The following is a 14983-nucleotide window of genomic DNA, read 5'->3' on the forward strand; positions in this document are numbered from 1 at the left end:
GCGAGTTCGGCATGCCCTCCTGCTCAGTCCTGAAAGCAACCACCACACATGAATACCGACCGCAAGGCCCTGTGGGCCGTGCGTCAGTCCGCCCTGCCCACCGTCGTTCGGCCCTGCCCGGACTGCCCCGGCACGCGGCACCGCGCCTCGGGGAAGATCCGCGTCAACGCGAACGGCAAGCTGCTCGACGTCTGGCTGCTGCTGAGCTGTGCGTCGTGTGATCGCACGTCGAAGGTGCCCGTCCACGAGCGCGCCCACGTCTCGACGCTGGAGCCGGCCCGGCTGGTCGCGTACGAGATCAACGACCCGGCCGCGGTACGGGAGTTGGTGATGAGCGCGTCGCTCGCGGCCAAGAACCGGTACCGGCTCGATTGGGCCGGCACCTGGGAACTGGAGACCCGCATGCCGCTGTACGCGCTCGACGATCCGAGCCCGCTCTCGATATCGGTGGGCTTCGAGCTGCCCGCGCCGATCCGGGTGGAGCGGCTGCTCCAACTCGGTCTCGGGCTGAGCCGTGCCGAGGTGCGCCGTCTGGTCGCGGACGGGTGGATCCGCCTGCCGTTCGCGCCGGACGCCAAGGCGCACCAGGACTTCGAACTCACCATCCACGGCCCCGGTTCCGTCGATGCGGCGAAGCCCGCGAAGGCTGTCGACCTGCCGACCGGCGAACGCACCGCCCCGGCCCGGATCGGGCTGCCGCCCGCGCCCGGCGGGGTACTTCCGCGTCGGGCATCGGCGCACTCCTAGGAGCTCCGTGGCTGCGCGGCCCCGAACCGGCATCCGGTTCGGGGCCGCGGCGGCGGGGTGTGGGCGCCGCTCGCGGTGGCGGCGCCGATCCGAGCAGCAGACCACCCTCCTGGACGCGCTGACCCGGCACGCCGCCGTCTGAACGCGGGCCGGGGCGGGGCGGCGACCGAACGTAGGTAGCACCGCAGGGACTGTGCGCGTGCGGGGAAGCCGTCCGCGCCGCCCCGGGGCCGGCCGAACCGGCCGCTTCCGGCGCCGCGGCGAGGGCACGTAGGTACCACCGCAGCTACCACCGTGGGTACCACCGCAGCTACCACCGTAGGTACCCCGCCGCTTCCGGCCGTCCCCGCGCGTTTACGCAGTTCAGAGGCCGTTTTCGGGCGGACGGTAAATGCGGCAACCCCTTTCTGTCCATCCCTTTGCCCGGCCGGTAGGCCCGCTTCGCCCTCGCCTCAACACGCGGGCACACCGGGCTCCGGCCGAACCTTCACCACTTCGTGGACCCGCGCAACCGAGGCGAACCACGACTGGACCCGGCGGTCCACGAACCCAACAACCTGGATCATGTCGCTGCGCCGGGCGGCCAGGTGCTGGGAGCCTGCCTCGCGGTGGACGAACAGGTGGTTGGTTGAGAAACGGATCCGGTCGACCAGTCGGCCGAGCGGGGAGACCGGGCCCATGCCCGACACCCTCTGAGTGCGGGTCGGGCAATACGTCGTCTGCTCCGGGGCGCGGCGGATGCTGTTGCGGGCGATGCCTACTGACCTGTACCGACCAGTCCACAGACGGAGATGCCGATCATGTTGCGAATCCCTGTCCTCGCCGCGCTGCTGAGCCTCGCCTGTTGCGGCGCGGCCGCCGGCGTGCCACAACCGGGAACGGCCGTCGATCAGACGGCTTCCCCCGCCTCGGCCGGCTGTCTGACCCCGCCGCCGGTCGCTCCGGGTGAGACCGCGGCGCTGACGCTGACGTCCGGCGGGCAGCAGCGGAGCTACCTCGTCCACGTACCCGCCGGCTACCGGAGCGCCGATCGGACGCCGTTGGTCCTGGCCTTCCACGGTTCCGGTGAGAGCGACACGCAGATCGAGTCGTACAGCGGTCTGTCGGCCCTGGACGCCATCGTGCTGTACCCCGAGGGGACCATCGGAACCAACGGCGAGACGTCCTGGGAAGGCGCGCCCTACTCGTCGGGCGTCGACGACGTACGGTTCGTCCAGGACCTGCTCGCCCGGACGCAGCAGCAGTTCTGCGTGGACCAGGGCCGGATCTACGCGACCGGCAAGTCGAACGGCGGCGGCTTCACCGCCCTGCTCGCCTGCCGGCTGCCGCGCCGGATCGCCGCCTTCGCACCCGTCGCGGGCGCCTACTACCCGGAGACGACGCAAGGCTGCCGGACGAGCCCGCCCGTGCCGATGCTCGAGTTCCACGGCACCGCGGACCCGGTCATCCACTACGACGGGGGAACCAGCCACGGCGAGCAGTACCCTTCGATCGCCCAGTGGCTGAGCACCTGGACCGACAAGGACCGGTGTTCGGCGGAAAGCCGGCGCAGCATCGGCTCGGACGTGGTCGAGTTCGACTGGACGCCGTGCGTCCGGGGCACCGAAGTCACCCACTACCAGGTCATCGGCGGCGGCCACACCTGGCCCGGAGCGGTGGCGCCCAGCGGCCCGGGGCACACCACACAGACGATCTCGGCGACCGCGGTCATGTGGGAGTTCTTCGCCCGGCACCCGCTCGACCGGCCGGCACACCCGGGCGGGTGGTGACGAACGGAGCGAAGCCGCCGCTCGCGCGTTCACCGGTCCCGCCCTCCCGGCAAGGGCGGGTCCGGACCGCGTGCGCCTGGTGGGGAACGCACGGGCGAGGAGGGATCCCGGGCCCTGCCCGCGCACCGCGTGTCGCGTGAAGGGACTTCGGCCCTGGCCGGTGCAGCTCACGGTTCACCGGAGCAGCGGGATCTCGCCGAGCTCATGGACGGAGCAGAGCGGGCTGCGCGATCTGGCAGGGTTTTGTATCCAGGCCCGCGCAACCAGCGAGGATGGCCGGAGAGCATCCGCAGATCTGGCATCCGGCCCACCCACACCCCAGCCGTGTTGGATACGCGAGGACGTCTCACCGAGCAACTGACGAAGATCATCCATCTTCCGCAGGACGAGCGGATCAAGTCCTTCCGGCTGCTGGTCGCGCTCCTTGGCGTCGCTGATGAGCGGCGGCGGGTCCGCTTCTGCGCCAGCGGGTGCAGGCATGGCTGGCACCATCTGAGCACCGCAGCGAGCATTGAAACGGCCACCGCGTGATCACCGGCCGTCGGGTGGACTCCTGAAGTCGCGCTGGGCGCCACCGGTGTCATGGCGTAGGTGCCGCCGCAGACGCACGGATCGCGAGCCGGTCCAGGCCGGCCTCGGGTCACGCCCGCACGTTCGCGCTCGGCCGGCCATCCGGGTCCGAAACGTCCCAGGGCCCTGCCGAGAGGCCTCCGCCCAGTTAATCTCCAACGCGAGAGGGTGGGGAATCACGTGACGTTTGCCCCGGGGGAATTACGGGCTCTGGCGCTGGTCTTGTGACGCCGCCAGTGTCAGTGGTGGCTCTGATCATGGCTCGGGTGTTCTTCGGCGGTTCGATCACCGAGTACGCGATTCCGACCACCGATTCGAGCCCGCTGGACATCACCACCGGATCCGACGGCAACCTCTGGTTCACCGAAAACGCCCCGAGCCAGATCGGAACCGTAACCCCCTGACTGGCGCAGCGTGGCGGGGTCGCGGTGCTGGATGAGCTGACAGGAGCGCACCCGCACCGCGGCCCCGGCACGGCGCGGCACCGAGCAGGCCCCGCCCGTCCGGCCCAGGGCACGCCGCACTCAGTTCTGACGGACCGCCCGGGCCCCAGGGCCTGCTGCCGGGCGGTAAGAGGCTCCGCCAGTAGGTGCGGGATCGGGAGGCGGCACCTGCGAAGAAGGCCGCGGCGAAGAAGACGGTCGCGGCCCGGGCCACCGGGCCGATGCACACCGGCGCCGAGCCGGCCTCGCAGAAGAGCGAAACGGCGGGAGTCATGGCGCACCCCGTGCTGTTCGGAAATCCGTCGCGGAGGCCAAGCGGCACACCGGCACCCGATGGTCACCGTGAGTGTGGAGCGGTCGTCCGCGCCGCATACTGGAGTTGGCAACTCCAGATAGTGCTACTGTGAGCTCATGGACGGAACGGATTCATCCGCGTCCCGTGGCGCACGGCGCTTGAGACGCGATGCCGAGGCCAACCGGCAGCGGACGCTGGTGGCCGCTCGGGAGGTGTTCGCCGAGCGGGGGCTGGCTGTGAACCTCGACGACATCGCTCGTCATGCCGGTGTCGGAGTGGCGACCTCCTACCGGCTCTTCGGCAACAAACAGGCGCTGATCAACGAGCTGTTCGAAGAACGTGTCGATGCCCTGGTGGTGGCCGCCGAGCAGGCCCTGGCGGCTGACGACCCGTGGGAGGGGTTCGTCGACCTGCTGACCTGGGTGCTGGAGCAGATGGCAGCCGATCGCGGGCTGCGGGAGGTGGTGTTCTCCGACGTCGGGAGCCGCCCTCTGGTGGCGCAGGCGCGCCGCAGGTTCATGCCCCCGGCCGAGGCGGTCCTGCGTCGGGTCCAGGACGCCGGGCTGCTGCGCCCGGAGTTGGCGATGACGGACCTGCAGCTCGTTCTCTACATGGTCAACTGCGCGATCCAGCACACCCAGCCGGTCTCGCCCGAGGTGTGGCGGCGCTACCTGGTGATCGTGCTGGACGGCATGCGCGTCCGCCCCGGTGCGACGGAGCTGCCGGTGGCCGCCCTCACGACCGCCGAGGAAGAGCGTGTCGCCGGCTTCAACCCCTCCGGTTCCTGAGCGTTCTCGTCAACCCGAGGTGCTCCTCGCCGGGCCCGATGTCTCGTTCCTTGCAGGGCCCGGAACCCTCGGGTGGCCCTGATCGCAGCGGTGTGAGCCACCGAGTGTGGTCAAGGGCCCCTGCCGGCACGCCTTTTCGCTGCGGTCCTGTGCGCTGAGCCTGACGCCCGGACCTCGCGCGAGCGAAAGATCCTCACACGCCGTGGCCCTGCCGCGGTGTTCCACCGGTATCCGCGGGCCGCGCCGCGTACGACCGGCTCCCACCCTTCGAAAAGCAACCACGGAAGGACGACATCCGTTGAAACCCACAACTCTTGAGGTCGACTACCTGATCGTCGGAGCCGGGGCCATGGGCATGGCCTTCGCCGACACCCTCATCGCCGAGACCGACGCGACGGTGGCCATCGTCGACCGCTACGACCAGCCCGGCGGTCACTGGACGGTCGCCTATCCCTTCGTGCGCCTGCACCAGCCGTCGGCCTTCTACGGCGTCAACTCCCGTGACTTGGGCAGTGGAACCGTCGACCAGGACGGCTGGAACGCCGGACTGGGCGAGCTCGCTTCGCGCAGCGAGATCCTGTCCTACTTCGACCAGGTGATGCGCAAGACGCTGCTGCCGACCGGCCGGGTCTCCTACTTCCCCAAGTCCTTCTACGACGGACCGGATCCGCAGCGGCCCGACGTCCACCGGTTCCACTCCATCGTCAGCGGGGCCGCCTTCGAGGTCACCGTCAAGCGCCGGACCGTGGACGCCACCTACATGAACGTCACGGTGCCCGCCATGGTGCCACCCAAGTACGAAGTCGCCCCCGGCGTCCGCCTGATCACCCCCAACCAGCTGCCCGCCCTGCGGGAGCAGCCGTCCCACTACACCGTCGTCGGGGCGGGGAAGACGGGCATGGACGCCTGTCTGTGGCTGCTCAGCCGCGGCACCGATCCGTCCGACATCACCTGGATCATGCCGCGTGACTCCTGGCTGATCGACCGCGCCCACACCCAGCCCGGGGGCTCCTACCTCGAAACGGAGGCGGCCCGTCGGCGGGCTGTGGCCGACGCAGACACGGTCCAGGAGCTGTTCGCACGGCTGGAGGACGACGGCCTGCTGCTGCGGCTGTCGCCCGACATCGAGCCGACCGCCTACCGCTGCGCGACGGTCGCCCGCGCCGAACTCGACCAGCTGCGCCGCATTGGCGACGTCCTTCGCCACGGCCGGGTCAAGCGGATCGGCGAGGACGCGATCGAACTCGACCAGGCCACCGTTCCCGCGCGGGCCGGAACGCTCTACGTCGACTGCACCGCGGACGGCCTGGAGCGCCGGCCGACGGTGCCGGTGTTCGACCGGGCGCGGATCACCCTGCAGGCGGTGGTTCCCTGCCAACAGGTGTTCAGCGCCGCACTGATCGCCCACGTCGAGGCGGATTACGCCGACGACGACACCAAGAACGCGCTGTGCGCGCCCTCGCAGCACCCCGACTCGGCCCTGGACTGGATACGGTTCTTCGGCGACATCCAGGAGCGGGTCGTGCGATGGACCGCCGACCCCGCACTCCTCGAATGGCTCGGCACCTGCAGGCTCCTGGGCCGACGCCTCCCCGAGCTCACCCCGGAGCAACGGACCGCGCTCCTGCCCGTGTTCGAAGCCCTGAAGCTGAAGCTGGAGCAGCTTCTGGACCAGACGAACGCAGTCGCGGTGGTGAACTGACCGGGCATGGGCCGCCATCGCCCCTTCGGGTCGATGGATCGGCGATCCTGCTGACGGACGGTTGTCTGCCGCGGTAGACCGTCCGGCATGCGAGGTGCGGATGGTGCCGGCCGAGGGAGGCTGCGGGCGTTCAACCCGCGGGCGGTCGAGTGACAGCGCCTGCACGGCCTGGCCGCTCGCGGTGGGGCGGGGTGGGCTGGGGCGCGGGCGGCGCCAGAAGGCCACCAGGCCGCCGCTGTCGAGCCCTGCCGTCCGTGCCCTCGGACGCGGCGGGCACAGGCGGGCGGAGACGGCCTGGAGCGCTTCTCGGCGGGCACCGGGCCCGGCCGGGTCAGCGCCGGTCGAGACCGAGCACGGCGAGCCGCTCGAGCTGCTCGCCGGTCAGCTTCGCCCGGCGGCTCTTGGTGTTCGAGCTCCCCGGGCGCGTCGTCAGGTCGTCCCGGCTCCGGACCTTGCGCGGCCCTGGGCGTATTCACCCGGTCCGCAGACACCGACGCGGGCGACCAGCGGCCCAGGACACGCGCCGAGCTGCGGGGGCACGCCCGCACGGCCCCGCCGGCAGCGTGGTCGACGGCGGTCAACCGGAACCCAGCTGCCGCGCCCGGTACTCGGTGCTCCGCCACGGCGCGAGTGGCGCGGATCACAGGGAGTGGGGCCCGGGGGGCGAAATGCGGGGACGGCCGGGGTGGTTGGCCTGAGCAACCGTTTCCGACCCGGCGCACACCACCGCCAACCGCGAGGACCTGCCATGACCGTCATCGAGAACCCGGCCGCCAGCGCGGCCGGGATCCTGTCCCGGCCTGTCACGATCAACGGGCTGACCGTGCCCAACCGCATCGCGATGGCGCCGATGACCCGCCAGTTCTCCCCGGGCGGCGTGCCCGGCGAGGACGTCCGCTCGTACTACGCCCGGCGCGCCGCCGCGGGTGTCGGCCTGATCGTCACCGAGGGGACGTACGTCGGCCACGAGTCCGCGGGCCAGAGCGACAGCATCCCGCGCTTCCACGGCGAGGAGCAGTTGGCCGGGTGGGCCCGCGTCGCCGAGGCCGTCCACGCGGCGGGCGGCACCATCGTGCCGCAGCTCTGGCACATCGGCATGGTGCGCAAGCAGGGGGACCCGCCATTCGCCGACGCCCCCGCGATCGGCCCGTCCGGCATCCGGCTGGACGGCACGGAGGGGGCGGGGCGGGCGATGACCCGGGCCGACCTGGACGCCGTCATCATCGCGTTCGCCGAGGCCGCCGCGGCAGCCGAGCGGATCGGCTTCGACGGCGTCGAGCTGCACGGCGCCCACGGCTACCTGCTCGACCAGTTCCTGTGGGCGGGCACCAACCGCCGCACCGACGCCTACGGCGGCGACCCGGTCGCCCGGACCAGGTTCACCGCCGAGCTGGTCGCCGCGGTGCGCGCGGCCGTCTCCCCGGAGTTCCCGGTGATCTTCCGCTACTCGCAGTGGAAGTCGGACAACTACGACGCCCGCCTCGCCGAGACGCCCCAGGAGCTGGAGGCGATCCTCGCCCCGCTCGCCGAGGCCGGCGTCGACGCCTTCCACGCCTCGACCCGCCGCTACTGGGTCCCCGAGTTCGACGGCTCCGACCTCAATCTGGCCGGCTGGACCAGGAAGCTCACCGGGCTGCCCACCATCACCGTCGGCTCGGTCGGCCTCGACGGCGACTTCATCGGCGCCTTCCGGGGCGAGGGCTCCGCGGTCCAGGGCATCGACGACCTGCTCGACCGGCTGGAGCGCGAGGAGTTCGACCTGGTCGCCGTCGGCCGCGCACTCCTCCAGGACCCGGAGTGGGCCGCCAAGGTCCTCTCCGGCCGCTTCGGCGACCTCCGCCCCTACGACGCCGCCGCGCTCCGCACCCTGAGCTGACGGACGACACGGTGCCCCGTCGCACCGGACGGAGCGACGGGGCACGCGTCACGGCGGCCGGGTCAGGGGCGGTTCAGTCCCTGAAGGCGTCCTTGATGTGCTCGCCCGCCTGCTTGACGGCGCCCTTGGCCTTGTCGGCGGCGTTCCTGATCTTGTCGTTCGCACTCATGCCGGTCTCCCGGCTCTCTAGTGGCCTGCCGTGGCTGTCGCGGGGGCTGTCGCGCCCCCTGTCGCGTTGCTGTCGGGTGGGGTGCTGTCGTGTGCCGTGAAGGAACGCCGCCACCGGGTGAGCGCGAGTACCTCCGCTCCGGCCTCCGGGTGGGTGGTTGCGTGACACGGGACCGGTCGGCTCTGGTTCTGTCCGGTGACCTCATGGTGTTTTAGGCGCCGGGCTCGGGTTTTGGTGGACCAACCCGGGCCGGCCAGAGCGCCACGCCTACCCCACCGCGCACTCAGCAGGTTGGTGCCCGGGGGCTGTCCACGGACGAGATTGCCGATTCGTCCGCGTCGGCAGTGCGGTTGGCCGGAGACTGGCGTGCACCCGAGACGTGAGGTGGTGGGTGGCTGGTGGCCGTCCTGCCGGGCTGCCTGCCCGCCCGGGCTCAACTCGGTCGTTCGGTCTCCCCTCCGGTGTTGGTGGCCGGTCCGGCCTGGACCGGCTCGGTCCGGGCGTCGGGTAGTCCACCGCCCGTAGCGGGGCTGACCTGGCCTGGCGGGTCGGGGCGGACTGCGGGGCGGGGAGTCGGCGTCGGGTAGTCCACCCCCGCCGGCCGGGTGGCCGCTGCTGGCCCTGCCACCAGGACCGCGAGGAGCGCCTGGAACGGGAGGCCGAAGAACAGCTGGAGGCCGCCCATACAGCCAACGCCGTGCTGCGCCCGTGCTGGACGTGCCGGGGCTCGATCGGGGGGAAGGCAGGCTCGAAGTTGGAGCTGACCGAGAAGGCCGGCCCGGATCGGCTGGAGTGCCCGCAGTGCGTCGGCGACCGGGAGACGGAGGAGTTGGGCCCGTTGGTGCTGCCGGTCCCGACCAAGCGCGAGCTGGTGGCCGCCCTGGTCTCTGCTCCGGACGATACCGTGGTGGGGGTCCGTGTGCTCCACGCGAAGCTCTACCCGGCGAGGGGCCGTCGGGTGTGACCTGTTGGTGTTGGTGGGCGTGGAATGGCCCGGCATGCCGTGTTGTCTGGACCTCTGACGGTACCCAGCGGGGGCGGGGGTGGGCGGTGTCCGGTGGTCCTCCGGTCTGGCGCGGCATCGCCGCAGGTCGGGCCCCGTTTTTGGCGGGCCGGAAATGCCGACAACCCCTTTCTCTGTGCTTTGTCTTGGGTGTGGAGGTGTGGTCGGTCGGTCGGTTCGGGGTTCGCGCCTGCGGCGGGCCGGTGGTTCTTGTGCGCGTGCGGCGAAGCCGTCCGCGCCGACCCGGGGCCGGCCCGAATCGGCCGCTCTGGCCGCTCCCTGCGCCGCGGCGAGGGCACGTGGGTCCGGTGCGCGTCCGGACCCCCGAGCGGGCAGCGGACCGGTGCCCCTCATCCGCGCGCTGCTTCCCGCAACCGCCGACGGCTCTGCTCGCCGGTCGTTCGGGCGCTTCTGCCCGACCGCGATTAGGGAGAGGCGGCCCTCGTCCTGCGCGGCAGCAAGCAGGAGCGGCCCGCCCGGCCCGTCGTGCCTCACAACCAGCCCTGACGGGCCGTTCCCTGGTGGGGATCTCCGCCGGCAACGCGTCCCAGCCGCCGGGGCTGCTCGGCTCGCCGTGCCGCCGGGCTGCTGCCGCTGCTGGGGCCCAGTCCGGAACACCCGCAGTCGCACGTTCTTCTCCGTGTCGGTGATGCCTCTGGTGGAACTGTCCGTGCGGGCGCACTGCTGCGCTCCTGCGGTTGTGCCGGCCGTGGGGGAGTGGCGGGGCGGTGGGGGTCTCCGGGTCGGTACACCGGGTTGGGCTACTGGGTGAGGTGGTGCAGTTCGTCGGTGTAGAGCTGGGCCGGGTCGAAGCCCATGCCGGTGAAGTGGCCAGCGAGTTCGAGGGAGAGGATGCCGTGGAGGCGGGTCCAGAAGTGCAGGGCGCGGCGTAGGGCGGCGGGTGGGGCGGGGTGGTCGCCGGCCCAGTGGCGGTGTTCGGCGAGGTGGGCCTCCAGCGGGGTGCCGGGGTGGTCGTCGGCGTCGTGGCGGGCGGGGTCGGCGGTGGACCGGGCGGCGTCGAGCAGGGTGCCCATGATCTCGGACGCGATCGCGGTGGTGTCGTCGGGGGCGTGGTAGCCGGGGACGGGTGTGCCGTAGAGGAGGAAGTAGCGCTGGGGGTCGGTCAGTGCCCAGTCGCGTAGGGCGTGGCCGAGGCCGGCGAGGTCGGCGCCGGAGGCGGCGGCGGTGCGGATCGTGTCGGCGAGGCTGCGGTAGGCGTCGCGGATCAGTTCGGTGATCAGTTCATCGCGGCTGGCGAAGTAGCGGTAGAGGGCGGGGCCGCTGACGCCGATCTGTTTGGCGATGGCATTGAGGGACAGGCCCGCGGCGCCGGAGGCGGCGATCTGCTCCCAGGCGCGTTCCTTGATCTCGGTGCGTAGCTGGGCGCGGTAGCGCTCGCGCGGGGTCTGCGTGTCGGTGGTGGCCATGTGCTCGTTCCCTTCGGTTCCGGTCGACTGCTGGTTAGAGGGTATTACGGACGTTCTTGACTGTCACTCACCCGCCAGTTATAACTTCTAACAGAAGCGCTACCCGCTAACAGGGTGGGTGGGGAACCGACGGAGGTCATCGTGGACACCGAGGAATTGGTCGAGGTCGTGCTGCCGGGCAAGGTCGAGCCGGAAGGCCTGTACGTGCGGCGCGGGCCTGTCCCGACCGCCGGCGCCGGCCAGGCCGTGGTCCGGATGGAGGCGACGGGTGTCTCCTTCGCCGAGCAGCAGATGCGCCGCGGCCGCTACTACGACCAGCCGCCCTTCCCCTTCGTCCCCGGCTACGACCTGGTCGGCACCGTCGCCGCGGTCGGGGCCGGTGTCGACCCGGGCCTGGTCGGAAAGCGGGTCGCCGCGCTGCTGAAGGTCGGAGGCTGGGCCAGCCACGTGGTCGCGGACGCCGCCGACCTGGTCCCGGTACCGGACGGGGTCAGTGCGGCGCAGGCCGAGACGGTGGTGGTCAATGGCATCACCGCGTGGCAGATGCTGCACCGCAAGGCGCGCGTCCGGCCCGGGCAGACCGTCCTGGTGCACGGCGCCAACGGCGGCGTCGGCTCCGTCCTGGTCCAACTCGCCCAGGCCGCGGGCGCGAATGTGATCGGCACCGCGTCCGCGCGCCACCACGCCGCACTGCGCGACCGCGGAGTGAACCCGATCGACTACCGCACCGAGGACGTCCCTGCCCGCGTCCGCGACCTCGCCCCCCGGGGCGTGGACGCCGTCTTCGACCACGTGGGCGGCCGCAGCGCCGTCGACTCCTGGCACCTGCTCGCCCCCGGCGGCACCCTCGTCTCCTACGGCAGCGCCTCCACCCGGGACGACGACGGCTCCAAGCAGTGGCCCGTCCTCAAGCTGCTCGGACGGGTCTGGCTGTGGAACGCCCTGCCCAACGGCCGCTCCGCCTACTTCTACAACGTCTGGGCCGGCCGGGCACTGAACCCCCACCGCTTCCGGGCCCGACTGCGCGCCGACCTCACCGCGGTGTTCCAGGCGTTGCACGCCGGCGACGTCACCGCGCAGATCGCCGCCGAACTCCCCCTGGCCCGCGCCGCCGAGGCCATGCGCCTGGCCGAGTCCGGCACCGTCGCCGGAAAGGTCGTCCTGCGCGCCTGACCTCCCACGGCCGACGAACCCCTCCGCCACCCCGCCGCCTTCCGCCCCGCGGTCGGGCCACGGAGTGCAAACCCTCCCCATCCCCCTGCCGACGTCTCGGCACCACCCCCTCGCCGCTCAGCGCGCCCCTGCTCCGCGCAGCCGCCAAGAAGGAAGCCTGCCATGCCCACGACCAGCCTCCGCACGCGCCTGCGGCGCGTTCTCACCGCCGCCCTCGCCGCCACCGCCACCCTCACCCTCGCCGTCCCGGCCTTCGCCGCCTCCGCGCCACAGCAGCCCGCCGCCCCGAAGGCCCGGATCAGCTGGAGCGCCTGCACCGACGCCGAGTTCGCGGGCATGCAGTGCGGCACGCTGCAGGTGCCGGTCGACTACGCCCACCCCCGTGCCGAGCGCCTCACCCTCGCGCTGGTCCGCCGTCCCGCCGACGACCACGCCCACCGCCAGGGCGCCCTTCTGCTCAACGACGGAGCCGGCGGCTCGTCGATCGAACAGCTGCGCCTGGCGATGCGCATCGGCTTCCCGTCGTTCGCCGGCGCCATGAGCCGCAACTTCGACCTGGTCGCCGTCGACCCGCGCGGCGTGGGCCACAGCACGCCGATACGCTGCTCCACCCCCCTCAAGCCCGTCGGCATCACCCACGTCCCGCACGATCAGGCGCAGTTCGACGCACTCGTCGCCCACAACCGGGCCTTCGCCGAGGACTGCCTGCGCGAGAACGGCCCCCTCGTCGCCCAAACCGACCTGACCAGCACCGCACGCGACTTCGAAGCCGTACGCACCGGCCTCGGCGAGAAGCAGCTCAACTGGTACGGCATCCACTACAGCACCCTGCTCGGACGCACCTATGCCGACCTGTACCCGGGCCGGCTGCGCACCATGGTCCTCGACACGGCGCTGGACGACACCACCTCGCCCGCCGAGCGGATCCGCCGCGAGGCCGCCACCGCCGAAGACGCCTTCAACCGCTTCACCGCCTGGTGCGCCGCCTCCACGGATTGCGCCCTGCACGGCAAGGACGCCGCGGCGGAGTACGACGCGCTCGTCGCCCGCGCCGACCGCGCCCCGATCCCCGTCAACGGCGGTGGCCGGCCCCTGACCGGGGAGGACATCCGCACCGCGACGCAGGACCACCTCACGCTCTCCGGCGTCACCTGGCCCGCCTTCGCACAGGCCCTGGTCAAGGCGCAGGCCGGCGACGCGAGCGGCCTGGCCTACGAGCCCGACGACACCCTCGACCCGGTCCAGGTCCAGGTGCCCGCCTGCCTGGACAACGCCCGCCCGGTGACCACGCTCGACCAGCTGACCCGGCTGCACGGCGAACTGGCGACGATCTCCCCGCACCTGGGCGGTGCCGTCCGTTCCTGGACCGCGCTCACCGGCTGCCTCGGCTGGCCCTTGCCCGCCCGCCCCGTCACGGCCGGCGCCCCCGTGCACGGCGCCCCGCCCGCCCTGATCGTGCAGTCCACTCACCAGGCGCTCGCCCCGCACAGCAACGGCGCCGCCATGGCGCGCCAGCTGCCCGGCAGCGTCGTCCTCAGCCGCGAAGGCGACGACTACAGCACGTTCCTGCTCTCCGCCTGCGTCCGCGAGGCCACCAACCGCTACCTCACCACCCGCGCCCTGCCCGCACCCGGCACCACCTGCACCGACTGACCAACCCCCAGGGCGCCGAGTCCTCGACAGACCGACGCCACCAACGGGGTGAAGGCATCGACGAGCTCTTCCGCCAGTTCCGCAAGGTCCAAGTACTTCTCGACGACGGCTACTTGGGACTCCGCAGGGCCATCCCGGCAAGGCCGTCACACCACCCAGGAAGCCGAACAAGATCGCCGCACCGGAAGTCCACGAAGCCCGGGAACAGGCCCGCCACGAGCACTCGTCCCAGCGCATTCCCGTCGAGCACGCCCTCGCCGACCACAAGCGCTGGAAGGGCCTGGCCCGCTGGACCCACCGGCGCGGCTCCCTCCCGGCAACCTACCTCGCCGTCGCCGGCCTTGTCTCCGACCGCACCGCCGCCATCTAACCAACGGCCGCCGCTCAGGCCGTCACATCGCCGCCGTAATCGGGCGTGTAAGCGATCTCGTGTAAGTGCCTCGTAGTTATCGGATGCTGAGCCGGTCCTCGAAGAAGAGCGAGAACTGGTTCAGCGCCTCCTTCCAGTGTGCGGCGACGTGGTTGATGTCGCGGGCTCTGGGACTGATCTGCTCCCGGACGGCGAGGTAGAGCACCTTCAACGCGGCCTGTTCCGAGGGGAAATGACCGCGGTTGCGGGTGGCCTTCCGCAGCCGGGAGTTCATCGACTCGACCATGTTCGTGGAGTACACGACCTTCCTTATCGCGGCTGGGAACGCGAGGTAGGGCGTGAACTCGCCCCAGGCCGCTCTCCAGGTGCGGACCACGGCCGGATAGCGTTCGCCCAGCTCGGAAGCGGCTAGCTCGTCCAGGGCCCGCTCGGCCGCCTGCTCGGTCGGCGCGCCGTAGATCGCCCGCAGCGCCGGCACCAGGGCGGAGTGGTCCCTGCCCGAGGACAGCCGCAGCGAGGCGCGAATCAGGTGGATCACACAGGTCTGCACCGTCGCCCGCGGCCAGGTGGCCGTCACCGCGTCCGGTAGCCCCTTCAGGCCGTCGCAGCAGACGATGCACACGTCCTCGACACCCCGGTTGCGCAGTTCGGTCAGCACCGTCATCCAGGCGGTGGCGCCCTCGCCCTCGGCGCCGACCCACAGGCCCAGGACGTCCTTGCGGCCGTCCATGTCCACCCCGACCGCCACGTAGACGGGCTTCGAACTCACCGATCCTGAGCGGATTTTCACCCACAGGGCGTCGATGTAGATGATCGGCCAGACAGCGTCCAGCGGCCGGTTCTGCCAGGCGGCCAGCTCGTCGGTCACGGCATCGGTGACTTTGCTGATCAGGTCGGCGCTGACGTCGACACCGTAGATCTGGGCGAGGTGGGAGCGGATGTCGCGCACCGACATCCCGCGCGCGTACAGCGACAGGATCCCCATGTCCTACCGTCCC

The 14983-nt window shown here is 71.7% G+C and carries 12 protein-coding genes and 2 pseudogenes; 12 read left to right on the top strand and 2 right to left on the bottom strand.

The window, feature by feature from the left end; translation table 11 throughout:
• The first annotated feature begins 48 nt into the window (after positions 1-48).
• The 9 genes from O1G21_RS38745 (at position 49) to O1G21_RS38785 (ending at position 9323) form a co-directional block, all read left to right on the top strand.
• Positions 49-747 (top strand): DUF1062 domain-containing protein, encoded by a 699-nt coding sequence (locus O1G21_RS38745; RefSeq protein ID WP_270150474.1) that lies wholly within the window; start codon positions 49-51, stop codon positions 745-747.
• A gap of 7 nt (positions 748-754) precedes the next feature.
• Positions 755-889 carry a hypothetical protein gene (locus tag O1G21_RS38750; RefSeq protein WP_270150476.1) on the top strand — a complete coding sequence of 45 codons (135 nt, stop codon included), beginning with the start codon at positions 755-757 and terminating at the stop codon, positions 887-889.
• 658 nt (positions 890-1547) lie between these two features.
• Positions 1548-2516 carry an extracellular catalytic domain type 1 short-chain-length polyhydroxyalkanoate depolymerase gene (locus O1G21_RS38755; protein ID WP_270150478.1) on the top strand — a complete coding sequence of 323 codons (969 nt, stop codon included), beginning with the start codon at positions 1548-1550 and terminating at the stop codon, positions 2514-2516.
• Positions 2517-2840: 324 nt separating this feature from the next.
• Positions 2841-3047 carry a DUF5958 family protein gene (locus O1G21_RS38760; RefSeq protein WP_270150480.1) on the top strand — a complete coding sequence of 69 codons (207 nt, stop codon included), beginning with the start codon at positions 2841-2843 and terminating at the stop codon, positions 3045-3047.
• Positions 3048-3331: 284 nt separating this feature from the next.
• Positions 3332-3490, top strand: coding sequence for a hypothetical protein (locus O1G21_RS38765; RefSeq protein ID WP_270150482.1), 159 nt, complete (start codon positions 3332-3334; stop codon positions 3488-3490).
• Positions 3491-3940: 450 nt separating this feature from the next.
• The gene (locus O1G21_RS38770; RefSeq protein ID WP_270150484.1) at positions 3941-4612 is read left to right on the top strand and encodes a TetR/AcrR family transcriptional regulator; all 672 of its coding nucleotides are present in this window, start codon (positions 3941-3943) and stop codon (positions 4610-4612) included.
• A gap of 298 nt (positions 4613-4910) precedes the next feature.
• The gene (locus O1G21_RS38775) at positions 4911-6314 is read left to right on the top strand and encodes an NAD(P)-binding protein (protein ID WP_270150485.1); all 1404 of its coding nucleotides are present in this window, start codon (positions 4911-4913) and stop codon (positions 6312-6314) included.
• A gap of 748 nt (positions 6315-7062) precedes the next feature.
• Positions 7063-8190 carry an NADH:flavin oxidoreductase gene (locus O1G21_RS38780; RefSeq protein WP_270150488.1) on the top strand — a complete coding sequence of 376 codons (1128 nt, stop codon included), beginning with the start codon at positions 7063-7065 and terminating at the stop codon, positions 8188-8190.
• 923 nt (positions 8191-9113) lie between these two features.
• Positions 9114-9323, top strand: coding sequence for a hypothetical protein (locus tag O1G21_RS38785; protein ID WP_270150489.1), 210 nt, complete (start codon positions 9114-9116; stop codon positions 9321-9323).
• 800 nt (positions 9324-10123) lie between these two features.
• On the opposite strand, the gene O1G21_RS38790 is transcribed toward O1G21_RS38785, so the two are convergent.
• Positions 10124-10789 carry a TetR/AcrR family transcriptional regulator gene (locus tag O1G21_RS38790; protein ID WP_270150490.1) on the bottom strand — a complete coding sequence of 222 codons (666 nt, stop codon included), beginning with the start codon at positions 10787-10789 and terminating at the stop codon, positions 10124-10126.
• Positions 10790-10930: 141 nt separating this feature from the next.
• On the opposite strand from O1G21_RS38790, the gene O1G21_RS38795 reads away from it, so the two are divergent.
• The 3 genes and pseudogenes from O1G21_RS38795 to O1G21_RS41530 all read left to right on the top strand — a co-directional run.
• A complete protein-coding gene (locus O1G21_RS38795; RefSeq protein WP_270150492.1) occupies positions 10931-11962 on the top strand; it encodes a medium chain dehydrogenase/reductase family protein in 1032 nt (343 codons plus the stop codon).
• A 162-nt stretch (positions 11963-12124) separates the two neighbouring features.
• Positions 12125-13615 (top strand): alpha/beta fold hydrolase, encoded by a 1491-nt coding sequence (locus tag O1G21_RS38800; protein ID WP_270150493.1) that lies wholly within the window; start codon positions 12125-12127, stop codon positions 13613-13615.
• 44 nt (positions 13616-13659) lie between these two features.
• Positions 13660-13985, top strand: a pseudogene (locus O1G21_RS41530) (hypothetical protein); the annotation flags it as partial.
• A 76-nt stretch (positions 13986-14061) separates the two neighbouring features.
• Here O1G21_RS41530 and O1G21_RS38805 read toward each other — a convergent pair.
• A pseudogene (locus tag O1G21_RS38805) lies at positions 14062-14964 on the bottom strand (IS256 family transposase); the annotation flags it as partial.
• Positions 14965-14983 lie beyond the last annotated feature (19 nt).

Source organism: Kitasatospora cathayae (assembly GCF_027627435.1).
Classification (GTDB): Bacteria; Actinomycetota; Actinomycetes; order Streptomycetales; family Streptomycetaceae; genus Kitasatospora; species Kitasatospora cathayae.

Bases quoted from the DNA above. Each gene is read 5' to 3' on its own strand.
- O1G21_RS38770 (WP_270150484.1), top strand. From the start codon at position 3,941: ATGGACGGAACGGATTCATCCGCGTCCCGTGGCGCACGGCGCTTGAGA.
- O1G21_RS38790 (WP_270150490.1), bottom strand. From the start codon at position 10,789: ATGGCCACCACCGACACGCAGACCCCGCGCGAGCGCTACCGCGCCCAG.
- O1G21_RS38745 (WP_270150474.1), top strand. From the start codon at position 49: ATGAATACCGACCGCAAGGCCCTGTGGGCCGTGCGTCAGTCCGCCCTG.
- O1G21_RS38755 (WP_270150478.1), top strand. From the start codon at position 1,548: ATGTTGCGAATCCCTGTCCTCGCCGCGCTGCTGAGCCTCGCCTGTTGC.
- O1G21_RS38780 (WP_270150488.1), top strand. From the start codon at position 7,063: ATGACCGTCATCGAGAACCCGGCCGCCAGCGCGGCCGGGATCCTGTCC.
- O1G21_RS38800 (WP_270150493.1), top strand. From the start codon at position 12,125: ATGCCCACGACCAGCCTCCGCACGCGCCTGCGGCGCGTTCTCACCGCC.